The sequence below is a fragment of the Micromonospora ureilytica genome, from assembly GCF_015751765.1.
Taxonomy (GTDB): Bacteria; Actinomycetota; Actinomycetes; order Mycobacteriales; family Micromonosporaceae; genus Micromonospora; species Micromonospora ureilytica.
Map to the genome: position 1 here is coordinate 3,987,450 of NZ_JADOTX010000001.1, position 26,322 is coordinate 4,013,771.

26 protein-coding genes are annotated in these 26,322 nt (G+C 72.4%); 11 read left to right on the forward strand and 15 right to left on the reverse strand.

From position 1 onward, the window contains the following. Window positions 1-90 precede the first annotated feature (90 nt). On the forward strand, window positions 91-393 hold the full coding sequence (locus IW248_RS17915; protein WP_196927916.1) for a hypothetical protein: 303 nt from the start codon (window positions 91-93) through the stop codon (window positions 391-393). A gap of 10 nt (window positions 394-403) precedes the next feature. After that, the gene (locus IW248_RS17920) at window positions 404-1,396 is read left to right on the forward strand and encodes a hypothetical protein (protein ID WP_196927917.1); all 993 of its coding nucleotides are present in this window, start codon (window positions 404-406) and stop codon (window positions 1,394-1,396) included. 20 nt (window positions 1,397-1,416) lie between these two features. Here the strand turns inward: IW248_RS17920 and IW248_RS17925 are convergent, their stop codons facing one another. Then, entirely contained in the window at window positions 1,417-2,745 is a 1,329-nt protein-coding gene (locus IW248_RS17925) for an MATE family efflux transporter (protein WP_196927918.1), read from the reverse strand. A 177-nt stretch (window positions 2,746-2,922) separates the two neighbouring features. On the opposite strand from IW248_RS17925, the gene IW248_RS17930 reads away from it, so the two are divergent. Continuing rightward, window positions 2,923-3,786: a hypothetical protein gene (locus IW248_RS17930; protein ID WP_196927919.1), complete on the forward strand. Its 864-nt coding sequence runs from the start codon at window positions 2,923-2,925 to the stop codon at window positions 3,784-3,786. A gap of 445 nt (window positions 3,787-4,231) precedes the next feature. Here the strand turns inward: IW248_RS17930 and IW248_RS17935 are convergent, their stop codons facing one another. From IW248_RS17935 to rimP, 9 genes are all read right to left on the reverse strand, one after another. After that, window positions 4,232-4,441, reverse strand: a complete 210-nt coding sequence (locus IW248_RS17935) for a DUF6186 family protein (protein WP_196930256.1) — start codon at window positions 4,439-4,441, stop codon at window positions 4,232-4,234. Further along, complete coding sequence (locus IW248_RS17940) at window positions 4,441-4,848, reverse strand: hypothetical protein (RefSeq protein WP_196927920.1); 408 nt, start codon at window positions 4,846-4,848, stop codon at window positions 4,441-4,443. Before IW248_RS17940 ends, IW248_RS17935 begins: the two co-directional genes overlap by 1 nt. Window positions 4,849-4,951: 103 nt before the next feature. Next, a complete protein-coding gene (locus tag IW248_RS17945) occupies window positions 4,952-6,001 on the reverse strand; it encodes a DHH family phosphoesterase (protein WP_196927921.1) in 1,050 nt (349 codons plus the stop codon). Beyond that, on the reverse strand, window positions 5,998-6,489 hold the full coding sequence (gene rbfA / locus IW248_RS17950; RefSeq protein WP_196927922.1) for a 30S ribosome-binding factor RbfA: 492 nt from the start codon (window positions 6,487-6,489) through the stop codon (window positions 5,998-6,000). The genes IW248_RS17945 and rbfA overlap by 4 nt, the downstream gene beginning before the upstream one ends. Window positions 6,490-6,615: 126 nt before the next feature. Further along, complete coding sequence (locus IW248_RS17955; protein WP_030489481.1) at window positions 6,616-6,912, reverse strand: DUF503 domain-containing protein; 297 nt, start codon at window positions 6,910-6,912, stop codon at window positions 6,616-6,618. A 90-nt stretch (window positions 6,913-7,002) separates the two neighbouring features. Next, the gene (gene infB / locus IW248_RS17960; RefSeq protein WP_196927923.1) at window positions 7,003-10,023 is read right to left on the reverse strand and encodes a translation initiation factor IF-2; all 3,021 of its coding nucleotides are present in this window, start codon (window positions 10,021-10,023) and stop codon (window positions 7,003-7,005) included. Between the two features lie 93 nt (window positions 10,024-10,116). Further along, the gene (locus IW248_RS17965; protein ID WP_196927924.1) at window positions 10,117-10,449 is read right to left on the reverse strand and encodes a YlxR family protein; all 333 of its coding nucleotides are present in this window, start codon (window positions 10,447-10,449) and stop codon (window positions 10,117-10,119) included. A 16-nt stretch (window positions 10,450-10,465) separates the two neighbouring features. Further along, the gene (nusA, locus tag IW248_RS17970) at window positions 10,466-11,509 is read right to left on the reverse strand and encodes a transcription termination factor NusA (RefSeq protein ID WP_196927925.1); all 1,044 of its coding nucleotides are present in this window, start codon (window positions 11,507-11,509) and stop codon (window positions 10,466-10,468) included. Continuing rightward, entirely contained in the window at window positions 11,506-12,195 is a 690-nt protein-coding gene (gene rimP / locus IW248_RS17975; protein ID WP_196927926.1) for a ribosome maturation factor RimP, read from the reverse strand. Before rimP ends, nusA begins: the two co-directional genes overlap by 4 nt. Window positions 12,196-12,466: 271 nt before the next feature. Between rimP and IW248_RS17980 the strand changes: the two genes are divergently transcribed. The 7 genes from IW248_RS17980 to IW248_RS18010 all read left to right on the forward strand — a co-directional run bounded on the left by IW248_RS17980 (window position 12,467) and on the right by IW248_RS18010 (window position 18,830). Then, complete coding sequence (locus IW248_RS17980; protein WP_196930257.1) at window positions 12,467-12,880, forward strand: hypothetical protein; 414 nt, start codon at window positions 12,467-12,469, stop codon at window positions 12,878-12,880. Beyond that, window positions 12,877-13,314 (forward strand): ferritin-like domain-containing protein, encoded by a 438-nt coding sequence (locus IW248_RS17985; protein ID WP_196927927.1) that lies wholly within the window; start codon window positions 12,877-12,879, stop codon window positions 13,312-13,314. The genes IW248_RS17980 and IW248_RS17985 overlap by 4 nt, the downstream gene beginning before the upstream one ends. Before the next feature lie 52 nt (window positions 13,315-13,366). Further along, the gene (locus tag IW248_RS17990) at window positions 13,367-13,972 is read left to right on the forward strand and encodes a PadR family transcriptional regulator (protein ID WP_124816847.1); all 606 of its coding nucleotides are present in this window, start codon (window positions 13,367-13,369) and stop codon (window positions 13,970-13,972) included. Continuing rightward, window positions 13,945-14,703, forward strand: a complete 759-nt coding sequence (locus IW248_RS17995; RefSeq protein ID WP_196927928.1) for an ABC transporter ATP-binding protein — start codon at window positions 13,945-13,947, stop codon at window positions 14,701-14,703. Before IW248_RS17990 ends, IW248_RS17995 begins: the two co-directional genes overlap by 28 nt. 41 nt (window positions 14,704-14,744) lie before the next feature. Continuing rightward, entirely contained in the window at window positions 14,745-17,477 is a 2,733-nt protein-coding gene (locus IW248_RS18000; RefSeq protein WP_196927929.1) for an FtsX-like permease family protein, read from the forward strand. Between the two features lie 74 nt (window positions 17,478-17,551). Beyond that, on the forward strand, window positions 17,552-18,052 hold the full coding sequence (locus IW248_RS18005; protein ID WP_196927930.1) for a nitroreductase/quinone reductase family protein: 501 nt from the start codon (window positions 17,552-17,554) through the stop codon (window positions 18,050-18,052). Between the two features lie 49 nt (window positions 18,053-18,101). Then, window positions 18,102-18,830, forward strand: a complete 729-nt coding sequence (locus IW248_RS18010) for a nucleotidyltransferase domain-containing protein (RefSeq protein WP_196927931.1) — start codon at window positions 18,102-18,104, stop codon at window positions 18,828-18,830. A 6-nt stretch (window positions 18,831-18,836) separates the two neighbouring features. Here IW248_RS18010 and IW248_RS18015 read toward each other — a convergent pair whose 3' ends face one another. Then, on the reverse strand, window positions 18,837-19,550 hold the full coding sequence (locus IW248_RS18015) for a VIT1/CCC1 transporter family protein (RefSeq protein ID WP_196927932.1): 714 nt from the start codon (window positions 19,548-19,550) through the stop codon (window positions 18,837-18,839). A gap of 114 nt (window positions 19,551-19,664) precedes the next feature. Continuing rightward, window positions 19,665-20,522, reverse strand: a complete 858-nt coding sequence (gene map, locus IW248_RS18020; RefSeq protein ID WP_124816856.1) for a type I methionyl aminopeptidase — start codon at window positions 20,520-20,522, stop codon at window positions 19,665-19,667. 95 nt (window positions 20,523-20,617) lie between these two features. On the opposite strand from map, the gene IW248_RS18025 reads away from it, so the two are divergent. After that, window positions 20,618-20,932, forward strand: coding sequence for an STAS domain-containing protein (locus IW248_RS18025; RefSeq protein WP_196927933.1), 315 nt, complete (start codon window positions 20,618-20,620; stop codon window positions 20,930-20,932). An 84-nt stretch (window positions 20,933-21,016) separates the two neighbouring features. On the opposite strand, the gene IW248_RS18030 is transcribed toward IW248_RS18025, so the two are convergent. From IW248_RS18030 to IW248_RS18040, 3 genes are all read right to left on the reverse strand, one after another. Continuing rightward, the gene (locus tag IW248_RS18030; RefSeq protein WP_196927934.1) at window positions 21,017-24,676 is read right to left on the reverse strand and encodes a SpoIIE family protein phosphatase; all 3,660 of its coding nucleotides are present in this window, start codon (window positions 24,674-24,676) and stop codon (window positions 21,017-21,019) included. Between the two features lie 193 nt (window positions 24,677-24,869). Next, the gene (locus IW248_RS18035; RefSeq protein ID WP_196927935.1) at window positions 24,870-25,421 is read right to left on the reverse strand and encodes a pyridoxamine 5'-phosphate oxidase family protein; all 552 of its coding nucleotides are present in this window, start codon (window positions 25,419-25,421) and stop codon (window positions 24,870-24,872) included. Window positions 25,422-25,468: 47 nt separating this feature from the next. Continuing rightward, on the reverse strand, window positions 25,469-26,194 hold the full coding sequence (locus tag IW248_RS18040; RefSeq protein WP_196927936.1) for a gamma-glutamyl-gamma-aminobutyrate hydrolase family protein: 726 nt from the start codon (window positions 26,192-26,194) through the stop codon (window positions 25,469-25,471). Between the last annotated feature and the right edge of the window lie 128 nt (window positions 26,195-26,322).

A 26,322-nucleotide genomic window follows, 5' to 3' on the forward strand; every position in this document is an offset into this window, starting at 1 on the left:
CCGGCGGTTTGTCAGGCGGGGCAGCCGGACGACCTCCCCGGATGCGAAGATCATCCGCCCGATGCCACCACCTTGAGATCAGGACCGCCGATGACCACCGACCGACCGCCGGGCCACGAGCACCGCGCTCGGGTCGACCTTCCGGATTGGATGCGGCATCCGACGCCGCAGCGGCGGACGCCGGCACGCTATGTCGACGACCTGATCGAGGGTTGGCCGGCGCTTCGGGCCGCCCGTCGGGCGGTGTGGCACTGGCGCGGCCGGCGCAGATGGAGCGAGTCGCATCCGCACCTCGTCGCCGTGCTGTCGTTCGTCGTGGCCGCCGCCCTCGGGACCGCGTTGGTGACCGGCACCTACTACCTGCTCGCGCTGGCCACCAGCGGCGACTACTGACGGAGAGAACATGGAACACACGTCGCCGGAGCCGGTCGACCCGCCACCGCCGCCCGTTGCGGTAGCGGAGGTCAACCCGGTGCAGCTACCGGACTGGCTGCGGGCACCGCAGACCGAGCACCAGCCCACCGGATGGGACCGGGTCCGCTTCTTCTCGGCCCGGCACAACGGGGCCCTGCTGCTCGGCTTCGGCCTGGCGCTGACCCTGCTGATGGTCGTCGGCGGGGTGGTGTTGGTCGGTCGGGTCGCCGACGGCATCCAGGCGTCCCCCTCGGCGAGCCCCACGCCAAGCCCGAGCCTGCCGGTGAGCAGGGTCGGCGAGCCACGGGACCTGTTCGCCGGGTCGCCGGCGGCCGCCTTCGCGCCGGGTGAGCAGGCCGTGCGCATGCCGGCGGCCAAGGCCACCGGGCCGTTCACCACGGCCCAGGTGCGGACCGCGCTGGAGTCGGTGCGCAAGGCGTTGATCAAGAGCCGGCTCGACACCTCGATGTTCATGGGCGATCCCGAGCCGTTCCTGGCGCTGCTCGCCCCGGACGCCCGCGAGCGGCTCCGGCCGGACTTCACCAGCAACACCTTCCTTCGGTACGCGACCCGAATGGCGTCGCCGTCGGAGTGGGAGCCTGGCACCCGCGCCGACGGCCGGGTCAGTTACCGGGCCACCGAGGAGAACGGCATCCGGGTGCTGGAGGTGTCCACCGAGTTCGTGTGGGCGTACCCGTTCGACGTGGACCTGCGTGCGCCCGCCGGCGCCAGCGTGGTGGCACTTCGCGACCGCGTGGTCTGGCAGGTGCCGCACTCGGACGACGTGCAGGCATCCTCGAAGGGCCTGTGGCTCGGTTCAGCGGAGGCCATCACCTGGAACGCGGACTGCGCTCAACTGCGCGACGGCTGGGTCCGCGAGCAGTACTGGTTGGCCGACCTGCACGGGAAGCGGATACCCGCGGGTGACCCGGGCACCATCTTCGACCTTGGCGCGCCCGCGCCGACCACCATGCGCTGCTGACCGGCGGGCCCGGCGGGCGGTCAGCGGACGGCCCCGGTCACCGCCCAGCCGCCGTCACGCAGCCGCAGCAGCAGGGCGACCAGCCGGATCACCACGAACAGGGTGAGCCCGGCCCAGATGCCGCCCAGCCCGAGATCGAGCGCGTACGCCAGCCAGATGGCCGGCAGGAAGCCGCCGAGCGCCGCCACGATGGTGAGGTTGCGCAGGTAACGCACGTCGCCGGCGCCGATCAGCACGCCGTCGAGGGCGAACACCACCCCGGCCAGGGGCAGCATGACGACGAACCACGGCCAGGCCACCATGGCCTGTTCGCGTACCCCCGGATCGGAGCTGAACCACGACGGCACGACGCCGGCGCCGGCGGCGATGAGCAGCGCGAAGCCCACGCCGCAGACGCCGCCGAGCAGCCCGACCCGGCGGGCGAGCGCCCGTGCACCCGCGTCGTCGCCGGCGCCGAGCGCGGCACCGACCAGGGACTGTGCGGCGATGGCCAAGGCGTCGAGCACCAGCGCGGTGAAGAACCAGAGTTGCAGGGCGATCTGGTGGGCGCCGACGGCGGCGGCGCCGAAGCGGGCGGCGACGGCGGTCGCGGACAGGAAGCTGGCCTGGAACGCCAGCCCACGGATCAGCAGGTCCCGGCTGAGCACCAGTTGCTGGCGGATCACGCGGGGCCGGGGCCGCAGCGACACCCGCTCGCCGACCAGGGCGGCGGCGAAGAGCACCCCGCACAGCGTCTGCGCGACGACGTTCGCCACCGCCGAGCCGACCAGGCCCAGCCCGCCGGGGTAGACCAGCAGCGGGCAGAGCAACGCGGAGAGCAGGTTGGGGCCGAGCACGAAGAACAACGGGCGGCGAGTGTCCTGCACACCGCGCAGCCAGCCGTTGCCGGCGGCGGCGAGCAGCAGGCCAGGAGCGCCGAGGGCCGCGATCCGCAACCACTGCGCGGCGGCGTCGGCCACCTCGCCACCGCCACCCGCGAGGGTACGCGCGAGCGCGCCGCCGCCGACCTGCATGCCGATCGCGATCAGCAGACCGACGCCGAACGCCAGCCAGGACGACTGGACGCCCTCGGCGACCGCGGCTGCCCGGTCGCCCGCTCCGAAGCGGCGGGCCGCGCGCCCGGTGGTGCCGTAGGCGACCACGGTGCCCACCCAGGCGGTGAGCGTCATGACCGTGCCACCGACGGCGAGCGCGGCGAGCGGCACCCGGCCGAGGTGACCGACCACTGCGGTGTCGACAAGCACGTAGAGCGGTTCGGCGGCGAGCACCACGAGGGCCGGCAGGGCGAGCGCGGCTATCCGGCGCGGCGAGGCGGATCGGGTGGCGGCGGTGGCGGAGGTCTGGCTCATCGCCGCCGATCCTGACACGAGCGCGGTAAGGAGCACAAGGCCGCTGATGACTTACGAGCCCACCTGCCGACCGGCTCGGCGCGCACTCCCTGTCGCCGGCATCCCGGTTTGCGGCGCTCACTACCCTGTCCGAGGCTCCCACGCGGGGGCACCACGACAGCGATAGGCCTAATTACATTGAGCGACAGTTACCCTCCGTACGGAGAGCAGCAGCCCGACCCGAACGTCACCCCCTGGAGCGGCCCACCGGCCCCACCGCAGCAGGGCGGCTACCCGCCGTACGGACAGCCACCTCCCCCGCCGCACTACGGCACACCACTCCCGCCGGCGCCGAACAGTTCGAACAAGGGCCTGATCATCGGGATTGTCGCTGGCGCGGTGGTCGTCATACTCGCCATCTGCGGCGCCGGAATCGGCATCCTGCTCGCCTACGATGACGACGAGCCCGCGCGGGGCACGTCCTCCACCCCCACGCTGGGCACCGGCAGCACGCCGGGCCCGGGGACCGCCCCCCCGCCCGGGCAGGCGGACCCACCGAACGACAACAACAACTCGATGACCGCCCGGTACTCCAGCGACCTGTCGAACGTCTGCGAAGGCAGCCCGATCCTGAACGCGGCGCCCTACAGCGGCCCGGCCGGTGCCAAGGCGTACACGTTCTCGAACAACCCCGACCGGCCGACCTACTGGTCGTCGAAGTACGTCCCCTCGGACAAGTCCTACTACGCCAAGGGCTCGGACTATCAGAAGGTGTCGGTGGTCGGCTGCCTGAGGTTCGACGAGGGCAGCCAGGGCGCCCCGAAGAAGTGTCAGTACAAGGACAAGGACGAGAAGCAGGTCACCGTCGACTACGTCTCGTCGCGCTACACCCTGACCCTCTACGCGGCCAGGACCGCCGAGAAGATCGGCGACGGCGGCACCGTGACCGCCCCGACGAACAGGTGCCCGAGTTTCATCTCATACGACAAGACCACGATGAGGGCGTACGCGGCGCCGGACTCCGGCACCATCGAGGCGGCCCTGGACAAGTTCCTGTCCTGAACGACTCGACTCCCACTGGTGGCCGGACGGTGACGCCGTCGGCGCGGCGCGTCGGCGGCGTCACCACCGGACGGGTCGGATCACTGCCGGGTGTCCATCGACGTCTGCAGCGCGCGGCGAGCCTGCTCGCGGGCGTCGTCGGTGGTGGTCTCGGGCTTGGGCTTGTTCGGCATGGTGGCGCTCCTCTTCCCAGGGCGCGAGCCGCCGACACGCGGCGGCCCTCACGGGCGGTCGTGCTGAGCGCCCCACGGCGGTCCGGGGTTACCGGAGCAGCCGACTGGGCAGCGTGAGCCCGGGTCGATCCGACCCTGGAGGGAGGCGGCACGGGGTGTGGCACCACCGCCCATGACCTGCACCGCCAGGCGGCACCGGCCTTCTCCCAAGTTATCGTTCAGGTCCACATACTGCTTACGGTTCCCGCCATCTGGACAGTCGACAACCCGGTTCAGCGGGCCAGGAAGTGCCAGCCCAGCCACCACCAGAACCCGAACAGACCGATCCGGCCCACCGGCACCGAGCCGACCTCGTAGCGCATCACGTAGGCGCAGACCTCGCCCAGGGTGGGGATCCGGGAACCCTCCCGCCGGGCCATCCACTCGACCACCGCGAAGAGGACCAGCGCGGTGACGAACCCACCGATCGCGAGTGCTCGCATCATCGCCGCACCAACCCCCAGAAAGCGGCCAGCCAGGCGAACCAGACCGCCGACCGGGTCAGGTGATCCTCCAGGAGAGGGTCGGCCAGCCGGGAGAAGGTGGGGAAGTCGTCGCCGACAGCCAGCACGAAGGTCACGCCCTCGAAGACCCCGAAGACCACCACCGGCACCGCCCACCAGGCCGCCCCCGCGCCCAGCCGGCGCGGCGCCGGCCGGCGGGGCACCCGGTTGCTCAGACCGAGCCAGATCAGCACCCCACCGGTGCCGAGGGTGAAAAGATTCGCCTCCGTGGAGAAGGACGCGAACCGGCCACCGACGAGCGACAGGCAGACGAGGACGGGAACGGAGACGGCGGGCCGGTCCCAGGCGCGGGGGGCCTCCACGGTGAGGTCGTGCGGCTGCTCCATCCCGCGATTCTTCCCGCTATCACGGAGCGCCGGAAGACCAACACTCCCCGGAGCTGACCCTGATCTTCCGGAGCGCGCGAGCCACGGCAGCCGTAGGAAGGCGTCAGCCGATCAGCGCCGCGTCCAGCTGACCGCGGATCGACTCGACCACCTGCTCGGCGGTGCCCCGACCGGTGAACCCGGCCGCGAACGTGTGACCACCACCGCCCAGCGCGACCGCGACCCGACTGACGTCCACCGCGCCCTTGCTGCGCATCGACACCGCCCACTCGGCGGGCCTGGTCTGCTTCACCACACAGGCCACATCCGCCTCGGCGGTACAGCGCACCGAGTCGATCAGCGCCTCCAGCACGTACGGCCGCTGGTCGTGCCGGGCCAGGTCGTCCAGCGTGGCGAAGGTCCAGACCAGCCCCCGCCCACCGGCGGCGGCCGGCTCGAGCCGGGCCCGGCCGAGCACCTCACCGAAGAGGCGGACCGCGCCGAAGGGCCGGGTGTCGAAGACCCGCCGGGAGATGTCACCGGGCGAGATGCCGGTCGCCAGCAACCGGGCGGCCATCTGATGCACCGCCGGAGTCGTCGCCTCGAACCGGAACGAGCCAGTATCCGTCGTCAGCGCCACGTAGAGGCACTCGGCGATGGCCGGATCCACCACCACCCCGAGGCGGGCCAGCAACTGCTCGGCCACGACCGACGTGGCCGCCGCACCCGGGTCGACCAGGTTGACAGTGCCGAAGCCAGGGTTGGAGGCATGGTGGTCGAGCACCAGCGCCGCACCCGCCGACGACAACCGCCCGGCCAACTCGCCGAGGCGCGACTCGCTCGCCGCGTCGAAACAGATCACCAGATCGGGCGCCGGGTCGGCGGCGTCCGCCGGAACCAGCAGATCCAGCCCGGGGAGCCCACGGAACGGCTCCGGCACCTCCGGTGGCCCGGGGAAGGTCGCCTGCACGTCGCGTACGCCGAACTGCCGCAGGCCCAGACCAAAGCCCAGCATGCTGCCCAGCGCGTCGCCGTCCGGGTTGATGTGGCAGATCAGCAGCACCCGGCCCGTCGACGGGAGAGCCCGCACCAACGCCTCGGCCGCGGCCCACGCCGCCTCGGCGGGACCGAGCCCGGATGCCCCGGTGAGCGGGGCGCTGGCGGTGCTGGTCACCGCGTTTCCCCACCCCGCGGGGTGTCCTTGACGTCGGTGGCCTCGTCGGCCTCGTCCGTCTCGTCATCCTCGTCATCCACCCGGTACGGCTGGGCCTCGCCCGCGTACTTCGCCTGGGCGGCGAGCCGTTGCACCTCGGCGTCGGCGTTGCGCGCGGCGGCGAGCAGGTCGTCGATGTGCTTGACCTGGTCCTGCACGTCGTCGAGGACGAACGTGAGGGTCGGCGAGTGGCGCAGCCCGAGCGCCTTGCCGACCGTGCTGCGCAGCAGCCCCTTGGCGCTCTCCAGCGCCGCCGCGGTGTCCGCCTGGGCCACCGAGTCACCGAGCACCGTGTAGAAGACCGTCGCGTCACGCAGGTCAGCGGTAATCCGGGCGTCGGTGATGGTGATCATCCCGAGCCGCGGGTCCTTGATCTGGCTCCGCACCACCGACGCGACCAGCTCACGCACCCGTTCCGCGTGCCGGCGTACCTTGGCCGGATCAGACATTTCGCCACCTCCACGGCGTCCTGCTCCCGGTCGACCCGACGGCCCGGAGGCCGCCGGCCGACCGGCCAACATCTCGAACATTACCTTCGCGGCCGCCCCGGTTGCCCGGCGCGGCCGGCACCATGGTCAGTCGTCGTCCACGCCGTAGAGCCGGCGCCGGACCGACAGCAACTCGACCTCGGGGCGACCGGCCACCAGGCGCTCACAGGAGTCGAGCACCTCGCGGACGTGCGCCGTCTCGGCGGCCACCACGGCCACCGCGAGCTGCGCTCGACCATGCAGGTCGAGCGCACCCACCTCGGCGGCCGACACCTCGAAGCGGCGCAGCGCCGCCACGATCGGCCGTACATATGATCTCTTGGCTTTGAGCGACCGGGAGTCGCCCGGCAGCAGCAGGTCGAAGACCGCGGTTCCGGTGAACATCGCCCCGGACGATACCGCCAACCCGCCCTGCATGATCAAGGGGTTTACGCCGGTCGGCGTAAACCCCTTGATCAGCGTGTCACTGCCGGATCAGGCGCGAACCTTCTCCCGCATCTCGAAGGTCTCGATGATGTCGCCGACCTGGACGTTGTTGTAACCACCCAGGGTCAGACCACACTCGAAGCCCTCGCGGACCTCGGTGGCGTCGTCCTTGAACCGCTTCAACGAGCTGATCGTGAGGTTGTCCGCCACGACCGCCCCGTCTCGCAGCAGGCGAGCCTTGGCGTTGCGCCGAAGGACACCCGACCGGACGATGCAACCGGAGATGTTGCCGATCTTGGACGAGCGGAAGACATCGCGGATCTCCGCGGTGCCCAGCTCGGCCTCCTCGTACTCCGGCTTGAGCAGGCCCTTGAGCGCTGCCTCGATCTCCTCGATGGCCTGGTAGATGACGGTGTAGTACCGGATCTCCACGCCCTCGCGGTCGGCCATCTCACGGACCTTGTTCGAGGCCCGCACGTTGAAGCCGATGATCGTGACCGGCTCGGACGAGGCGCTCGCGAGCATGACGTTGCTCTCGGTGATCGCGCCGACGCCCCGGTCGAGGACCTTGAGCTGGACCTCCTCGGGGATGTCGAGGTTGAACAGCGCGTCCTCCAGGGCCTCCACCGAACCGGAGACATCGCCCTTGAGGATGAGGTTGAGCGAGGTCTTCTCGCCCTCCTTGAGCTGCTCCATGAGCGTCTCGAGGGTGGCCCGACCACGGGAGTTGGCGAAGGACGCCGCCCGCCGCCGTGCCTGCCGCTGCTCGGCGATCTGCCGCACCGTGCGGTCGTCCGCCGCGGCGAGGAAGGTGTCGCCCGCGCCGGGCGGCGCGGTCAGACCCAGCACCATGACCGGACGGGCCGGCCCAGCCTCGGTGAGCTGGTTGCCGTTCTCGTCGAGCATGGCCCGAACCCGGCCGTGCGCTCCACCGGCGACGATCGAGTCGCCCGCCCGCAGGGTGCCCTTCTGCACCAGCACCGTCGCCACCGCACCGCGACCCTTGTCCAGGTGTGCCTCAATGGCCACACCCTGCGCCGGCCCGTCGATCGGAGCGGTCAGCTCCAGCGACGCGTCGGCGGTCAGCAGGACAGCCTCGAGGAGCTCCTCGATGCCGATGCCCGGCTTGGCTGCCACGTTGACGAACATGGTCTCGCCGCCGTACTCCTCGGCGACCAGGCCGTACTCGGTCAGCTGCTGGCGGACCTTGTCCGGGTTGGCGTCCGGCTTGTCGACCTTGTTGACCGCGACCACGATCGGCACGTCGGCCGCCTTGGCGTGGTTCAACGCCTCGATGGTCTGCGGCATCACACCGTCGTCGGCCGCGACGACCAGGATCACGATGTCCGTGACCTGGGCACCACGAGCACGCATGGCGGTGAACGCCTCGTGACCCGGGGTGTCGATGAAGGTGACCGCCCGGTCCTCGCCCTCGTGCGGGACGTGGACCTGGTAGGCACCGATGTGCTGGGTGATGCCACCCGCCTCACCGGCCACGACGTTCGCCTTGCGGATCGCGTCGAGCAGCTTGGTCTTACCGTGGTCGACGTGACCCATGACGGTCACCACCGGCGCACGGCTGACCAGACGCTCCTCGGCCACCTCCGCGTCGAGGTCGATGTTGAACTGCGCGAGCAGCTCGCGGTCCTCGTCCTCCGGGCTGACGATCTGGATGTCGAAGCCCAGGTGCTCACCCAGCAGGTGCAAGGTGTCGTCAGAACAGGACTGGGTCGCGGTGACCATCTCGCCCAGGTTGAACATCTCCTGGACCAGCGAACCCGGGTTGGCGTTGATCTTGTCCGCGAAGTCGGACAGCGAGGCGCCACGGGAGAGCCTGACGATCTGACCCTGACCCCGGGGAGCACCCGAGCTCATGGTCGGAGCCGACAGGTTGTCGAACTCCTGTCTGCGCTGCTTCTTGGACTTGCGACCGCGCGTCGGCCGACCACCCGGACGCCCGAAGGCACCCGCGGCGCCGCCGCCACGGCCACGACCACCCGCACCCGGGCGACCGCCGCCACCGGACGGAGCACCCGGACGGAAACCGCCACCGGGAGCACCGCCACCGCCGCCGGGACCGCCACGGTAGCCACCGCCACCGCCGGCACCCGCGCCGCCACCAGGGCCGCCTCGGTACCCGCCACCGCCGCCGGCGCCACCGCCGGGACCGCCACGGAAACCACCGCCACCGCCACCGGGACGACCAGCGCCACCGCCACCGGGGCGACCAGCGCCACCGGGACCGGGACGACCGGCAGCCGGACGCTGACTCGGCATGGACGCCGGGCTGGGCCGCGGCGGCATGGAGTTCGGGCTCGGCCGCGGCGGCATGCCCGACGGGCTGTTGGGACGGGGGCCACCCGCACCCGCGGCCGGCGGCCGCTGCTGCTGGCCACCCTGGATGCCGAACGGGTTGTTACCGGCGCCACGCGCCGGCGGGCGACCACCAGGTCGCGCACCCGGACCCGGAGCCGGCGTGCTCGGACGAGCTGCCGGTGAACCGGGACGAGGGGGCATCGCGGCCGGACCCGGCCGAGGGCCGGGGCGGTTGCCGCCGTCTGCCGGGGGCTCCCGGCGAACGGGGTTGTCCCGCTGCTGCTGGCGGGCGGCCTGTGCGGCCTTGACCGCGGCCTCCTGCTCAGCCTTCAACGCGGCGGCACGCGCCTCCGCGGCCGCCACCTCGATGTCGTGCGCACTCGCCGGCTTGGCGACCGGAGCCGCGGGCTGCGGCGCACCAGGCACCGGACCCTTCGGCTTCGGGCCGGGAGCCGGCGCGGCCGGCCGCCGAGGCGGCATCGGCCTGGCCGAGACCCGGGGCGCGCCCGGGGTCGGGGACGTCGTCGGGGTCGGTGTCGAAGCCTGCGTCGACGCGGGCGCCGACGGGGCGGCCGGAGCCGGAGCTCCGGCGGACGCGACGAATGCGTTACGCAGCCGTCGGGCGACGGGCGCCTCGACGGTGCTGGACGCGGACTTCACGAACTCGCCCATTTCCTTCAGCTTGGCGAGAACGGTCTTACTCTCGACCCCGAGCTCTTTTGCAAGCTCGTGTACGCGGGCCTTGCCTGCCACTGCACTCCTCACTCCGAGGTCGTGCGGGCAGCACCCGCAGCGACCTCACTCGTGCACTTGAAGCCTGGTCATTTCAGGGACTTCATCGTGTGCTCATGTCGGTCGTCCTACCCTGCTAGCGACCCTCGCCCGGTCGGGCTGACCGGACGTAGTGGTTGGCGCATCGACGTGCTCCGCCAGCACACCGTGGTCGAGGACCTCGGTGTTGCGCAGCGCACGCCCGAAGGCGCGGCGCCGCACCGCCAGCGCGAAGCAGGCCGGATCCGGGTGCATGTTCGCTCCCCGACCCGGCAGCCTGCGGAGCGGATCAGGCCGGAGGCTGTGACCAGCCTCGTCCCTGACCGCGACGATCCGCAGCAATTCGCTGGCCGGCGCACGTTTCCGGCAACCCACACAGGTGCGCTCCGGTTGAGTGCGTCGTACCACTGGAGGAAGTCTACCCCTAGCTGCCCGAGATCGCGCCGCCCGGCTCCCGCACGTGATCAGCCGCCCCCCGCGCGGCCGGTGCGGTCTGCTCCGCATCGGACCGAATGTCGATCCGCCAACCGGTCAAACGGGCCGCGAGTCGGGCATTCTGCCCCTCCCGACCGATCGCAAGCGACAACTGGAAGTCGGGAACGGTCACCCGAGCAGCCCGGTTGGCCAGATCGACCACCTCGACCCGCAACGCCTTGGCCGGCGACAACGCGTTGCCGACGAAGGTGGCCGGGTCGTCCGACCAGTCGATGATGTCGATCTTCTCACCGTGCAGCTCGCTCATCACGGCACGCACCCGCTGACCCATCGGGCCGATGCAGGCGCCCTTGGCGTTCACCCCGGGGGTGGTGGAGCGGACAGCGATCTTCGTACGATGGCCCGCCTCACGGGCGATCGCGCCGATCTCCACGGTGCCGTCGGCGATCTCCGGCACCTCCAGGGCGAACAGCTTCTTGACCAGAGCCGGGTGCGACCGGGACAGGGTGATCTGCGGCCCGCGCATGCCCTTGGCCACGTGCACCACCACACAGCGGACCCGCTCGCCGTGCGCGTACCGCTCACCGGGCACCTGCTCGGACTGCGGCAGCACGCCCTCCAGCTTGCCCAGGTCGACGCTGACGATGCCCTTCTCGGTACGCGTCTCGTGCGCCTGCACCACGCCGGTGACCAGGTCACCCTCGCGGCCCACGTACTCACCGAAGTGCACCTCGTCGGTGGCCTCCCGCAACCGCTGGAGGATCACCTGCTTGGCGGTCATGGCGGCGATCCGGCCGAAGTCGTGCGGGGTGTCGTCCCACTCCCGCACCAGGCTGCCGTCGGCGTCCATCTCCTGCGCGTACACCAGGGCGGCGCCCGACCTTCGGTCGATCTCCACCCGGGCGTGCGGTTCGGCTCCGTCGGTGTGCCGGTAGGCGGTCAGCAACGCGGTCTCGATCGCCGCGAGAATCGTGTCGAACGGGATCTCCCGCTCGCGCTCGAGTGCGCGCAGCGCCGCGAGGTCGATGTTCACCTCTCCTCGTCCTCCACATCATCTTCGTCGTCGATGTCGTCTGAATCGTCGATCTCGTCGGAGTCATCCGCGTCGTCGAACTCGTCGTCCGGCTCACCGAGCTCGGCGAGCCGGGTGAACTCGACCTGCACGCGGCCGGGGCCCAGCTGGGCGTACGCCCAGGCGGCACGGCCGTCGTCGGTCTCCAGGTGCACGCCCTCGTCGTCGGCCGCGACCACCCGACCGGTCAACTGACGGTCACCGGCGGGCTGCTCGCCACGCTGGCCCGGCAGCGCGGCCGCGCCCCGGACGGTGACCTTGACCAGTCGGCCCACGTTGCGCCGCCAGTGGCGGGGCAGGGTGAGCGGCCGGTCGACGCCGGGCGAGCTGACCTCCAGCTGGTACTCGCCGGCGACGATGTCGCCACCGGCCTCCTCCGCGGCGTCGAGCGCGGCCGAGACCGCGCGGGATACGTCCGCCACGGCGTCCAGGTCGATCCCGCCGTCGGTGTCCACCATCACGCGCACCACGTGTCGGCGGCCGGCCCGGGAAACCGACAGGTCCTCCAGGTCGTAGCCGGCGTCGTTGACCACCGGCTCGATCACGGCCCGCAGTCGGGCTCGCCGCGCGGCAAGGTCACCGCCGCGGGGACCCGCGGCGTCGCGGGGTCGACCCGTCGGCCTGGTGGCACGGCCACGCTGCGTCATCTCCGCACCCTCTCCCTGGTCGACGGCGCGGGTCGTCCCGCCATGCCGGCACGCCACCGGAGTAGACACGCCGGTGGTTGCGCAGAGCGTAACGCGCCTGCCCGGCGGTGGACCGGGCGGCGCACCGACGCCGGTGACCCCCGGACCGGCGCGCATGGTGTTGACTTGGCCGGTGGGGAACGGCAGAACGACGCAGCGCGACCAAGCATCCGGACATAGCCGGCGAAAGCTCCTGAGTGCCGGGGCGCTGCTGGTGCTCGGTGGCGCCGTGATGCCGCTGACCGGCTGTGATCTTTTCGACCGCGACGATCAACCAACCCCACCGCCGCCCGACCCGCTGCGGCCGATGGTGGACGAGTCGCTCGCGCTTGCCGCCGCGTACCGGGCGAGCGCGATCGCGCATCCCGAACTCGCCGACCGGCTCAACCCGATCGCCGAGACGCACACCACGCACGCCACCGAGTTGGCCCGGGTGATCGGCGTGACAGTGCCGTCGGCGGCTTCCGCTGCCCCGACCAGCGCCCCGGCGGCCGATCCGAACGGGGCGCGCGCCGCCCTACGGGCGTTGGAGAAGACCGCCCAGCAGTCCGCCACCGCCGCCTGCGCCGCGGCGCCCGCGGAACGGGCGGCGCTGCTCGGGTCGATCGTCGCCGCCCGGGCCACCCACCAGGAGGCACTGAAGTGAGGCAGCCGTCCGCCGGGGAGGCGCTCGCCTCCGCCCTGTCCGCCGAGTACGCGGCCATCTACGCCTACGGACGGATCGGCGTCCGGCTCGGCGGAGCGGCACGGGACGCGGCACGCCAGGCGGAGGCCGCACACCGACGCCGGCGCGACGCGCTGGTGGTGCAGCTCACCACGGCCGGCGGCGTCGTCCCGCCCGACCGCGCCGGGTACACGCTGCCGTTCCCGGTCACCGACCGGGCGAGTGCCCTGCGGCTCGCCGCCGAGGTGGAGGAGCGCACTGCCGCGCACTGGCGGGCCGCCCTGGCGTCCACCACCGGCGCCGACCGGGACCAGGCGCTGGCCGCCCTGGTCGAGTACGCCGTGCGGGCCACCCGGTGGCGGAAGACGGCCGGCGTGACCCCGCTGACCGTCCCGTTTCCCGGTCGGCCGACCTGAACCGGCCCGCTCCGGTTGCGGTACGCATACCAGGTATGCATACTCCGTTGCCATGTCCATCCGTCACGGGTTGCTCGCCCTGCTCGAACGCGGTCAGATGTACGGCTACCAGCTGCGCGCCGCGTTCGAGGAGTCGACCGGCTCGACCTGGCCGCTGAACATCGGGCAGGTCTACACCACGCTGTCCCGGCTGGAACGGGACGGTCTGGTGCGCCCGCTGCCGGAGAGCGAGGCCGGGCAGCGCCCGTACGAGATCACCGACGCCGGCCGGGCGGACCTGGCGCTGTGGTTCGCCACCCCGATCAGCCGTACCGACCGACCCCGCGACGAGCTGGCGATCAAGTTGGCGCTGGCGCTGACCACCCCCGGGGTCGACGTCCGGTCGGTGGTGCAGGCCCAGCGCAGCGCGACCATGCGGGCCCTGCAGGAGCTGACCCGGTTGAAGTACGGCAGCGAACGGCCGGAGGACCTCCCCTGGCGCCTCGTGCTGGACTCGATGGTGTTCCAGGCCGAGGCCGAGGTGCGCTGGCTGGACCACTGCGAGACCAGTCTGGTGCGGCACCGGCCCAGCGGCCCGGCGCCTCCCCCGCCGCCCCGACCGGGTGACGCCGACGCGCGGGACGCGGCTCGATGGGCCGGCGAGGAGGCACGACGGTGAGCGGGTCGGACGACGCGGTGCTGGAGCTACGCGCCGTCCACCGCACCCACGGCGTCGGGCCGGCGTCGGTGCACGCGCTGCGCGGTGTCAGCCTGGTCGTCCGGCCGGGCGAGTTGGTCGCCGTGATGGGGCCGTCCGGCTCCGGTAAATCGACACTGCTGGCTCTCGCCGGCGGCTTGGATCGCCCGACCGGCGGTGAGGTTCGGGTCGAGGGACAACCGCTGGGGGCACTGGACCGCCGCGGGCTGGCCCAGCTGCGCCGCCGCCGGATCGGCTACATCTTCCAGCAACTCAACCTGCTGGGCAGTCTGAGCGCACTGGAGAACGTGGCGCTCCCGTTGGAACTCGACGGGACCAGCGGACGTCGGGCCCGCGCACTGGCCATGGCCGCGCTCACCGAGGTGGGCCTGCCCGCGTTGGGTGACCGCTTCCCGGACCAGCTCTCCGGCGGGCAGCAGCAGCGGGTGGCAATCGCCCGAGCGCTGGTGGGCGAACGCCGGCTGGTGCTCGCCGACGAGCCCACCGGGGCGTTGGACTCCCAGACCGGTGAGGCGGTGCTGCACCTGTTGCGCCGCCGGATCGACGCGGGCGCCGCCGGAGTGCTGGTCACCCACGAGGCACGGCACGCCGGCTGGGCCGACCGGGTGGTGTTCCTCCGCGACGGCGTCCTGGTCGACACGACGGCGCCGCTGGGCAGTGTCGAGCAGTTGTTGTCTGGCAGCGACCGGTGAAAGTCCGCAGGTCTTCGCGGGCCCCCGGTCGGGCCGACACCGTGACGCCGCGGCCGGTCGCGCCGCCCGCCCCGGTCGGCCGACGGCGGTTCGCCGAGCTGAGAGGCTCCTGGCGGGCGGCGCTGCGGATCGCCCGGCGTGAGTCAGGCCGCTCGCGGCGGCGGACCATCCTGGTGCTCGCGATGATCGCCATGCCGGTGGCGGCGCTGGCCTTCCTGGCGGCGAGCTACGACATGGCCGAGCTGACCCCACAGGAACGCGTCGACCGCCGGCTCGGCGTGGCCGACGCGCAACTGCAGTGGATCGCCAACGCCCCGGTGGGGCAGGACGAGTGGGGTGAGGGCTGGTACACCCGCGAGGGCGAGCTCCCCGGGAAGGTCACCGCGGCCCAGGTGAGCGCACTGCTCGGGCCGGGCAGCCGGGTCACCGAGGTGCGTCCGAACGTCCCGCTGACACTGCGCGGCCCGCACCGCGACGAGGTCGTGAACGCTCGGGTGCTGGACCTCACCGACCCGCTGGCCCGCGGGCTGGTGCGGTTTCGGGCCGGCCGGGCGCCGCAGCAACCCGGCGAGGTCGCGGTCAGTCCGACGGCGCTGCGTCGCCTGGGTCTGCGACTCGGCCACGCCGTGGCCGCCGCCGACGGGAGCAGGGCGTACACAGTGGTGGCGGTGGTCGAGTTCCCCGACGACCTCGGGCCGGTCGTGGCGCTGCACCCCGGGGCCGCGCCGGCGGCCGGTCCGGAGCCGGACAGTGTCTGGCTGGCGGACGTGCCGGGCACCGTCGACGCGGCGCTGGTGTCCCGACTCAACGACCATGGGGTGGTGGTCGCCGCCCGACAACCGGTCGGCCCGGCGACCACAACGGACCGGACGTGGTTCGGGTCGGTCAGGCAGAGCAGCCCCGACGACCTGAGCACCGGCATCCTGATCGCCGGCCTCGGGCTGCTGGAGGTCGTCCTGCTGGTCGGGCCGGCCTTCGCCGTCGGCGTCCGTCGCCGCCGACGGGATCTGGCGCTGGTCGCGGTGGCGGGCGGGGACGCCGCCCAGCTTCGCCGGGTCGTCCTGGCCGACGGTGTGGTGCTGGGCGTGCTGGGGGCCGCCGCCGGCCTGCTCGTCGGCGTCGGCGCGGCGTTCGCCGGTCGCCCGCTGATGGAGCAGTACGTCTTCAGCGCCCGTTTCGGCGGCTACCGCTGCTGGCCGACCGCGCTGGTGCTGCTCGGCGGCGTCGCGGTGCTGGCCGGGGTGCTCGCCGCGCTGGCACCGGCCTGGACCGCCGCCCGGCAGGACGTCAGCGCCGGGCTCGCCGGGCGACGCACCCCGGCGAAAGCCCCGGGCCGCTGGTTGGCTCTCGGACTGGCGCTGGTGGTCGGCGGGGCGGGGCTGGCGGCGTTCGGGGCCACCCGGACCTCCCCGGCGGTAATCCTCACCGGGCTGATCCTCGGCGAGTTGGGCCTGGTCTGCTGCACGCCCACGCTGCTCGGGGTGCTCGCCCGCCTTGGGCGGGTGTTGCCGCTGGCACCACGGATCGCGCTCCGCGACGCCAGCCGCAACCGGGCCGCCGCGGCACCGGCCATCTGCGCCGTGATGGCCGCCGTCGCCAGCAGCGTCGCCCTCGGCGGATACCTGGCCAGCGACGGCGCCCGGGAAGCGCGCGCCTACCGGCCGGCGCTGCCGACCGGCCACGTGCTGGTCAACTCGATCGGCTCGACCGGGCAGCCCACACTGGCCCAGATCACCGACGCGGCCCGGACCCAGTTCGGGGTCGGCGCGGTCGCCCCGGTGCAGACGGCGAGTTGCGGGGCGGGGAGCAACGGCTACTGCGACATCGCGCCAGTGCTCCCACTGACACGTGCCTGCCCCTGGCAGCCCGGCGTCCAACTCTCCGCGGCCCAGCGCCAGCAGGCCCGCGCCGACCCCCGCTGCCAGATCCGTGAGACGGACTATCCGGGCGACTACGTGGAGACCGGGGTCGACGACGGGACCGCGCTCCCCCTGCTCACCGGCGTGGACCCGGCGACGACCGCCGCCGCCACGGCCGTGCTGCGCGCCGGCGGCGTGGTGGTGACCGACCCGCGCTACCTGCACGACGGCCTGGTGACCGTCCGGGTCAGCGAGGTGGAGGCCGGTCCGGACCGGCCGACCGCGGTCCGCGACCTTCCGGGGTACGCGCTGCCCCGGGCGACCGGCCAGTCCCGCCTGCTGCTGTCCGCCGCCGCGGCCCGGCAACTCGGCGTGAGCTGGTCCCCGACCAGCTGGGTGATCGGCACCACGACCCCACCCGACGACGACCAACAGGCGCGGTTCACCGCTGCCCTGCGGCCCTTCGGGACGCTCTCGCTGAACGTGGAGTACGGCGGCCCCCCGCGCGACGTCTCACCGCTGCTGCTGCTGCTCGCGGCGGCGGCCGGGCTGATCACGGTGGGGGCGGCCGGGGTTGCCACCGCGCTCGCCGCCGCCGAGGGACGCGCCGAGCTGACCACCCTGGCGGCCGTCGGCGCGGCCCCAGCGGTACGCCGACTGCTGGCGATCTGCCAGGCCGGGGTCATCGCCGGTCTCGGTTCGGTGCTCGGCATCGTGGCCGGCCTCGGCACCGCCGCGATCGTGCTGGTCTCGGTGAACCGGCAGTACGCCAGCCACTGGCCGGTCCCCGATCCGTACCCCTTTCTGGTGCCGTGGCCCGCGCTCGGGGTCCTGGTGCTGGTGCCGGTGGTGGCGATGCTCGGAGCGGGCCTGTTCACCCGGGCCCGGCTGCCGATCGAACGGCGGCTGGACTGACTGATCTGCCGGGCGACCGAAAGGGGACCGCCCAGGGGTGCCGCCGGGGCCGGGCAGCCGGCAGACTGACCGGCGTGTCAGTGCTGGGAAGAGTCACCCGTCGGCTCGGTCATCATCGTTGGTTCGGCGCGGCCGCACGTCTGTTGGTCCCCGCCGATCGGGTGGTCGGTCGCCTCACCCGAGGCCGGGTGGTCGCGCTCGGCCTGATCCCGTCCCTGGTGATCACGACGACCGGCCGCCGCTCCGGCAAGCCCCGCAGCAATCCGGTGGTCTACGTGCCCGACGGCGACGCGTACGTGGTGATCGGCTCCAACTGGGGGCAGACCCATCACCCCGCCTGGGCGCTGAACCTGCTCGCCGATCCCGCCGCCCAGGTGGACGTGAAGGGCCGGCGGCTCGCGGTGCGGGCCGAGCGCGCGTCCGGCGCCGAACGGGAGCGGTTGTGGCAGTTGCTGGTCACCGAGTGGCCCGCGTACCGCTCGTACGTGCAGCGCGCAGGCGGTCGCGAGATCCACATCTTCCGGCTGGCCCCGACCGGGCGCGGCGCGCCCGACGGTCCACCGTCGGCTGGCTAGGCTGACGCCCGGTAGCCCGAGCCCCGCAGCCGCGAACAGAGGTGGTCCCGTGGGTGAGCAGGCCGGTGTCGACCGGGGCGTCGACGATCGACGGTGGACGGTCGCGGAGCGGGTCGCCGAGGCGATCCGGCGGCGGTTCCCGGCCGATGCGCTCGCGATCGCTGTGCACGGGCCCCTGGCGCACGGTGACGACGACGGCGGCGGGGACCGCGAGGCGGGAATGCTGGTGGTCACCTATCGACCCGGAACCGGGCCGCCGCCGGCGACCCGGCGGGTGGACGGAGTGCTGGTCGATCTGACCGTGGCCGCCGCCGAGGACTACCTGGCCCAGGCCCGGGTGCTCTCGCCGCTCTGGCCGCTGACCGCCGACCGGTACGTCACCACGCAGGCGTTGCACGACCCGACCGGCTGGTTGCGGACGCTGCGCGACGAGCACCTCGGCCGGCTGGCTCGGGCCCGGCCGGCGGAGTTCAGCACCGCGGCCCGGCAGGCGTGGTACAGGGGCAGCGCGGCGCATTCCCGGGCTGCCCGGCTCGCCGAGTGGTACGAAACCGATCAGGCTCTGCTGATGCTCGGTGAGGCCCGGCTGGCTGCGGCCACGGTGACCGGCCTGCTGAGCCGCACCTACTTCCGTGACCCGGGGGACGCGGTGCGGCGCACCGGTTTGGCCGGCGCGGACATGACCGAGGTGGGTGTGGTGCTGGCCCGGCAGGCCGAGGAGTTGGCCGCCCGTGGTCGTGCTGTCGACGGCACTGTCGACGAGCTGCTCACCACCTGAGGCGTGTCACAGCCCGCCGGGTACGCCGATCAGCGAGCCGATCAGGTAGGTGGCGCCGGCCGCCGCGGCGCCCAGCAGCAACTGGCGCAGCCCACCGGTCCACCAGGGACGGTTGGTGAAGCGGGCCACCACGGCACCGGCGACGAACAGCCCGAGCCCGCCGACGGCGAGCGCCAGCCACAGTTCGGTGGCGCCGAGCAGGTACGGCAGGAGCGGAACCAGCGCGCCCACCGAGAAGAACAGGAACGACGAGATCGCCGCGGCCCACGGGCTGGGCTGGTCGTCGGGGTCGACGCCCAACTCCTCCCGGACGTGCACCCGCAGCGCCTCCTCCGGGTCGCGCCGCACCGCCTCGGCGACCTGGGTGGCAAGGTCTCGGGGCAGGCCCCGGGCCACCCACGCGTCGGCCAACTCCCGGGCCTCCGCCTCGGGGTGCCGTTCCAGTTCCCGTCGCTCCTTGGCCACCTCGGCGGCGACCTGTTCGTTGGCGGAGCGCACGCTTGTGTACTCGCCGAGCCCCATCGAGATCGCACCGGCCACGAGGCCGGCGCTGCCGGTGAGCACGATGTTGCGAGGCGACACTCCGCCGCCGCCGACGCCGGCGATCAGGGCGATGTTGGTGACCAGGCCGTCCATCGCGCCGAAGACGGCCGGGCGTAGCCAGCCGCCGGAGACGTCCGCGTGGTGCGCCTCGCGCAGCGCCGCTGGGGTGTCGGTCACGGCGCCTGTCCTTCGTTCGCGACTGCGGGACTCCGCTTCGCTGCGTTCCTCGCGCTCACGATGCCTGTCCTTCGTTCGCGACTGCGGGACTCCGCTTCGCTGCGTTCCTCGCGCTCACGGAAGGGTCAGGATTTCGTGGCCATCGTCGGTCACCACGATGGTGTGCTCGAACTGCGCCGTCCACTTCCGGTCCTTGGTGACCACTGTCCACCCGTCGTCCCACATGTCGTACTGGTAGGTGCCGAGGGTGATCATCGGCTCGATGGTGAACGTCATGCCCGGCTCCATGATGTCCGTTGGGCGCGGGCTGTCGTAGTGCGGCACGTAGAGGCCGCTGTGGAATGCCTCGCCGATGCCGTGGCCGGTGAAGTCGCGGACCACGCCGTAGCCGAACCGCTTGGCGTACGACTCGATGACGCGGCCGACGACGTTGATCTGGCGACCGGGGGCGACAGCGCGGATGCCGCGCATCATGGCCTCGTGGGTCCGCTCGACCAGCAGCCGGGCCTCTTCGCTGACCTCGCCGACGCAGAAGGTGGCATCGGTGTCACCGTGCACCCCACCGATGTACGCGGTGACGTCGACGTTGATGATGTCGCCGTCGGTCAGGACCGTGGTGTCCGGGATGCCGTGGCAGATGACCTCGTTGAGGCTGGTGCAGCAGGACTTCGGGAAGCCCTTGTAGCCCAGCGTCGACGGGTACGCCCCGTGGTCGCAGAGGAACTCGTGCACCACCTTGTCGATCTCGTCGGTGGTCACGCCGGGCTTGCAGTGCTCGCCGGCGAGCTGGGTCGCCTGGGCGGCGAGCCGGCTGGCGATCCGCATCTTCTCGATGGTCTCCGGCGTCTGCACGTGCGAGCCACGCCACTCCTGCGGGCGCTTCTTGCCCACGTACTCCGGTCGGGCGATCTGGGATGGCACCGGTCGCATCGGGGAGAGCGTGCCTGGTGTCAGCGGCGGACGGACGGTCATGCCGCAAGCCTATCGCCGGGCCCGCTGGTGACCCGCGCCACGGCCGCCCGGTGGGGGTTGTTGCCCAGCCAGGGCTGCTGTGCCATGGTGTCAGCGTGGATCAAGGGGGAGCACCGCCCGTCTTCTCCGCCAGCGCCGAGATCGACGGTGACCACCTCCACGTGGTGGTGGCCGGTGAGGTCGACATGGCGACCGCGGACACGATGCTCCAGACGGCGCTGCGCGAGCCCGCCGGGAAGATCACTCTCGACCTGAGCGCGGTCACCTTCTTCGACTCGGCCGCCATCCACGCCCTGGTCCGGCTCGCCCAGCAGTTCTCGGGAAAGCTCACAGTTCGTCCGTCCCGGCAGGTCCGCCGCGTGCTGGAGATCTCCGGCCTCGGCGAGCAGAGCTGGCTCGACCCGGCCTAGAGTCCCTCGACCCGGCCTGGGGTCCTCGGTCGAGCCGGGCCGGAGGACGCAGGCCCGGAGGGCACCCGGCCGCCGGGCGCGTGGTCAGTCCTGCAGCTGCCGGCGCAGCGTCACCTCGGTGCCCTCATCGGTACGCCGTACCGACAGGTCGCCCAGCGCTCTGATCAGGGCCAGGCCGCGGCCCCGGAAGCCGGAGCCGGTCGACTCCCGCCACTGCCCGCTGTCGCGCACAATGGCCGTCACCGTCCGACCCTCGATGGCCACTTCCACGCTGATCATGGCCTCGGCGGGGTGGACCGGGTGCTCGATGGCGTTGGCGGCGGCCTCGGAGACGGCGACGGTCAGGTCGAACAGGTCGGTCTCGCCGACGGAGTGCGCGACCAGGAAGTCCTCCAGGCGCTTTCGCAGCACGCTGAGCCGGGTCGGGTCCGCCGGTAGCCGTAGGGCGAAGCGGTTCAGCTCGGCAGCCTCCAGGGCGAGGACCGCCACGTCGTCGCGGCGCGGTCGGCCGGTGACCCGCTCGACCACCGCGTCGATCAGATCGGCCACGTGCTCACTCGGGCTGGCCGCGTCGATGCGAAGCTGGGCCAGTGCGGCATCGATGCCGAGCTGACGGTCCTCGATCAGCCCGTCGGTGTAGAGCAGCAGTCGACTGCCGGCCGGCAACTCGGCCTCGACCGACTCGTACGTCGCGCTGGGGAGTGCGCCGACCGGTGGACCGAGCGCCCGGTCGTGCAGGAACGCCACGTCGCCTCCGGTGATCAACAGTGGGGACGGGTGACCGGCGCTCGCGTACCGCAGTCGACCGGTGCGGGGGTTGAACAGCAGGCAGACCACTGTCGCGAAGGACCGGCCCTCGGTGGAGCCGACCAGGCGGTTGAGCCGGGTCAGCGACCCACCCGGATCGAAGCCCTCCAGCACGTACGCCCGCAGCGCGTTGCGCAGTTGCCCCATCGCCGCGGCGGCCCGGACGCCCTTACCGACCACGTCCCCGATGACCAGCACCAGTTCGTCGCCGTTCAGCGCGATCGCGTCGTACCAGTCGCCGCCGACCTCGACGTCGGCGCCGCCGGGCAGGTAGCGGCTGGCCACCACCGCGCCGGGCAGCTGGGGCAGCGACCGGGGCAGCAGGCTGTGCTGCAGGGTGGTGGCGATGCGGTGTTCGGCTTCGTAGAGCTGCGCGTTCTCCAGCCGCACCCCGACGAGCCGGGCCAGCTGGGTCAGCGCGGCGTCGTCGGTCTGCGCCTCGTCGCCGTCCGCCCGCCAGACCTGCAACTCACCGAGCTGCTTGCCGGTGGTGCCGGTCAGCTCGGCCACGAAGGACGGGGCGGCGGCGGTGGTGCCGCCGCCGTCCGCCTCGAAGCGCGCCTCGTTCGCGGTGACCACCACCCGGGCCGCCTCGGCGAGGCTCAACGCGTGCCGCGCGGCGACCTGGAGCACGTCGGCTGTGGATCGGGCGGTGTTCACCGCCACCGCCGCGTCGGCCAGCGCCCGGAGCCGGCGGATGATCTGCCCGCGCAGCTGGCCCAGCTCCACGTTGGCCCGCACCCGGGCGACCAGCTCCTGGGCGGAGAACGGCTTGGTGAGGTAGTCGTCGGCGCCGACGGCGAGACCGGCGACGGCCTCCGCGGAGCCGGCGCGGGCGGAGAGCAGCACGATCGGCACATGCCGGGTACGCGGATCGGCGCGCAGCGCGCTCACCAGCCCGAACCCGTCCAACCGGGGCATCATCACGTCGGTGAGCACCAGGTCGAACCCGCCGTCGCGAGCCAACGGCAGGGCGTCGAGCCCGTCGTTCGCGGTGACCACGTCCCAGGTTCCGGAGAGCAGCCGACTGACGTGCTCCTGCAGGTCGGCGTTGTCGTCGACGACCAGGATCCGGCCAGCCGGGGCGCCCTTCGCGGCCTGATGGTCGGCCTGGGGTGTCGGTGCGACACCGGCCCACAGCGCGGTCTCCGCCACGAAGAGCCGGGCCTGCTCGGGCTCACCCACGGGCAACGGGTCGAACGCCGCCACCCGGTCCGCCGGAAGGTGCGTCGAACCGAACGGAACGGTCACCGTGAAGGTGCTGCCCACGTCGACTTCGCTGGTCAACCCGACCGCACCGCCGTGCATCTCGACCAGTTCCCGGACCAGCGCGAGGCCGATGCCGGTGCCTTCGTGGGTGCGTGCCCGCACCCCGGGCACCCGGTGGAACCGTTCGAAGACGTGCGGCAGCTCGTCCGGCACGATGCCGACGCCGGTGTCCGTCACCTCCAGCCGGGCCGCGCCCTCCACCACCCGGATCCGCACCCTGATCTCGCCGTCGAAGGTGAACTTGACCGCGTTCGACACCAGGTTGAGGACGATCTTTTCCCACATGTCCCGGTCGACGAAGACCGGCGTCGGCAGCGGCGGGCAGTCCACCACCAGTCGCAACCCGGCCCGCTCGGTGGCTGAGCGGAAGGTGCTGGCCAGCCGGGCGGTGTAACCGGCGAGGTCGGTGGGCTGGTAGCGGGCGGCGAGCCGACCGGACTCCAGCCGGGAGAAGTCCAGCACGGTGTTGACCAGCTTGAGCAGGCGCAGCGCGTTGCGGTGCATCATCGTGAGCCGGTCGGTTTCGGTGGCGGGCAGCTCCGGGTCGGCCAGCATGTCCTCCAGCGGGCCGAGCACCAGGGTCAGTGGGGTGCGGAACTCGTGACTGACGTTGGCGAAGAAGTTGGTCTTCGCCCGGTCCAGCGCGGCCAACTCGGTGGCGCGGGCCCGTTCCTGCTCGTACGCCCGCTGGGTGCCGACCGCCCGGGAGATCTGGGCGGCGACCAGGTCGAGGAAGTTGCGGTAGTCGTCGCCGAGCGGCAACTGACGGGCCACGCCGACTACCAGCGCGCCGACCGTCTGGTTGGTAGCCGTGAGGGGCAGCACGAGGGCCTGGTCGGCGGCGTCGACAGGCAACACGTCGAGCAGAGCGGCCACCTCGACAGTGGCGGGCACGCCATCGGCGGTCAACCGGGCCAGCAGCTGCGACGCGACATCGACGGCGGGCGGGGTGGTGCCGGCGCAACCGGCCAGGGTGAGCTGGTCGCTGTCGTCAGCCAGATAGATCAGGGCGAACGGCACGTCCGCCCGGTGCCGGCCGAGCACTCCGGCGGCGGTCCGACCCAGTTCGGCGGCGCTGCCGATGTCGTTCAGCTCGGCACCCAGCTCGGACAGCGCTCGCAGCCGGCGCTCGCCGAGCACCCGCCCGGTGGTCTCGCTGACGATGCAGTAGACGCCACTGACCGACCCGTCGTCACCCCGGATCGGGTCGTACGAGACGTTGAAGTAGGTCTGCTCGACAAAGCCGTGCCGGTTCAGCAGGAAGGGGTGGTCCTCGCCACGGTAGGAGCGTCCGGTGCTCCGGACGCTGTCGAGCAGCGGACCGAGCACCGCCCAGGTCTCCGACCAGTACGGGCGGGCCGGTTGGCCGATCACGTCCGGGTGTTTGTCACCAATGGTCGGCCGGTAGGCGTCGTTGTAGAAGGCCAACTGCTCGTCGCCCCAGAACATGACGATCGGCGCGCTGGAGGCGAGCATCATCCCGACCGCGTTGGCGAGTGCCGGGGGCCACTGACCGGGCTCACCCAGCGGGCCCGAGGACCAGTCGAAGGAGGCCAGCCGCCCGCCCATCTCGCCGCCGGCCGCGAACGCGGCCGTCAGCATCGGAGGAGTCTCGCGGCCGGACAGGGCGGGGTGCCCGATGTCCGCGCCCCCCTGGGCCGAGCTCATGCAGCCTCCCGCTCCGGCCGTACCCCTCGACCGTTGATCTTCACCCGCCGTGCTCCGACTTGTACCCCAGCGGACCAGCAACGTAACGCATCACGACAGATGGACGCTGTTTACGTACGCCTCGGTCGTTGGGCACCGGACAGTGCGGGTGGACAACGGCGTCGAACCGCGGTGGTCGGAACGCCCTGACGAGTCAGAAGACCGGCAGCCCGTCGATGCTTGCCGCGTTCTTGGTGGCCCGGTAATCGACCAGATCCTCTGAGCTGCGGCGGGAGTGTGAGGTGAGTAACAGATCACGTTCGGCCCGGAAGTCCATCAGTGGCACCGCGTATCCGCAGGAGTCACTGACCCGCTCCACCTCGACCGTGACGACCGCCCGGACGGCGTGCACGTCCGGCGGTGCGGGAAAGTCGGCGAGCCGATCGGCGAAGGCGTCCTCGGTCACCGCGACGGTGGTGCCCCGACCGTGCAACCGGACGATCTTCGGCGGGCCGTCGAAGGCACAGAACATCAGCGTGATCCGGCCGTTGTCCCGCAGGTGGGCGATGGTCTCCGCCCCACTGCCGTGATAGTCGAGGTAGGCCACCCGGTGCGGCCCAAGAATCACGAACGTGCCCCGCATGCCCTTCGGTGACACGTTGACGTGCCCCTCGGCACCGGACGGGGCGGTCGCCACGAAGAAGAGCGGCTGGGCCCCGATGAAGTCACGCAGTCGACCGTCGATCTCCGGATAAACCTTGCCCATGCGCCGATCCTCCCACCGGCGACATCGACGGGCGGGGGCGATCTCAGTCACACCCGCTGGCCAGCGGCCCGCACCAGCGCCGTGATCGGGCGGGGATCCGACTCGTTCTCCGGATGCCACTGCACCCCGAGCACGAACGGCAGGGCCGGGTCCTCCACCGCCTCGACCACGCCGTCCCCCGCCCAACCGGTCACCGTGAGCCGGCCCGGGTCGGCGACCGCCTGGTGGTGGTACGAGTTGACCTGGTCGACCCCCGCCAACACCGAGGCGGCCAGGCTCCCCGGCGCGAACCGCACCGCGTGCGCGCCGTACACGCCGGGCGCCGGGCGGTGCGCGTCGTGACCCACCACGTCGGGCAGGTGCTGGTGCAGGGCGCCGCCGTACGCGACGGCGAGCAACTGCATCCCCCGACACACGCCCAGCACCGGCACCTCGGCGGCGAGCGCGGCGGCCAACACTGTCAGCTCGCCGGCATCCCGGTCCGGCCGATCCTCGGTACGCGGGTCGGCCGGCTGGCCGTACCGCCCCGGACCGACGTCCGCGCCACCGGCCAACAGCAACCCGTCCAGGACAGCCACCACGTCCGCGTCGACGTCGTCCGGCGGCAGGACCACCGCCCGGCCGCCCGCGGCCGTCACCGCCCGGGTGTACGCCTCCGGCACCAGCACCGCCCGCACACCCCGCCAGACAGCCCAGTCGGCGGGTTCGACGTATGCGCTGACCCCGATCAGCGGCCTCCTGGCCGGCCTGGTTCGCGACTGCGGGGCTCGCAAACCCGGCTCACTCCTCGCGCTCACAGGGCTGGCCTGGTTCGCGACTGCGGGGCTCGCAAACCCGGCTCACTCCTCGCACTCACAGGGCTGGCCTGGTTCGCGACTGCGGGGCTCGCAAACCCGGCTCA

Excerpts from the sequence above, each read along its gene's own strand:
- rbfA (WP_196927922.1), bottom strand. The coding sequence starts at position 6,489 with ATGTCTGATCCGGCCAAGGTACGCCGGCACGCGGAACGGGTGCGTGAG.
- IW248_RS17925 (WP_196927918.1), bottom strand. The coding sequence starts at position 2,745 with ATGAGCCAGACCTCCGCCACCGCCGCCACCCGATCCGCCTCGCCGCGC.
- IW248_RS17995 (WP_196927928.1), top strand. The coding sequence starts at position 13,945 with ATGGGCCGGCGAGGAGGCACGACGGTGAGCGGGTCGGACGACGCGGTG.
- IW248_RS17990 (WP_124816847.1), top strand. The coding sequence starts at position 13,367 with ATGTCCATCCGTCACGGGTTGCTCGCCCTGCTCGAACGCGGTCAGATG.
- IW248_RS17980 (WP_196930257.1), top strand. The coding sequence starts at position 12,467 with ATGCCGCTGACCGGCTGTGATCTTTTCGACCGCGACGATCAACCAACC.
- IW248_RS17935 (WP_196930256.1), bottom strand. The coding sequence starts at position 4,441 with ATGCGAGCACTCGCGATCGGTGGGTTCGTCACCGCGCTGGTCCTCTTC.
- rimP (WP_196927926.1), bottom strand. The coding sequence starts at position 12,195 with ATGACGCAGCGTGGCCGTGCCACCAGGCCGACGGGTCGACCCCGCGAC.
- IW248_RS17920 (WP_196927917.1), top strand. The coding sequence starts at position 404 with ATGGAACACACGTCGCCGGAGCCGGTCGACCCGCCACCGCCGCCCGTT.
- IW248_RS17955 (WP_030489481.1), bottom strand. The coding sequence starts at position 6,912 with ATGTTCACCGGAACCGCGGTCTTCGACCTGCTGCTGCCGGGCGACTCC.
- IW248_RS17940 (WP_196927920.1), bottom strand. The coding sequence starts at position 4,848 with ATGGAGCAGCCGCACGACCTCACCGTGGAGGCCCCCCGCGCCTGGGAC.
- IW248_RS17915 (WP_196927916.1), top strand. The coding sequence starts at position 91 with ATGACCACCGACCGACCGCCGGGCCACGAGCACCGCGCTCGGGTCGAC.
- IW248_RS18035 (WP_196927935.1), bottom strand. The coding sequence starts at position 25,421 with ATGGGCAAGGTTTATCCGGAGATCGACGGTCGACTGCGTGACTTCATC.
- IW248_RS18030 (WP_196927934.1), bottom strand. The coding sequence starts at position 24,676 with ATGAGCTCGGCCCAGGGGGGCGCGGACATCGGGCACCCCGCCCTGTCC.
- map (WP_124816856.1), bottom strand. The coding sequence starts at position 20,522 with ATGACCGTCCGTCCGCCGCTGACACCAGGCACGCTCTCCCCGATGCGA.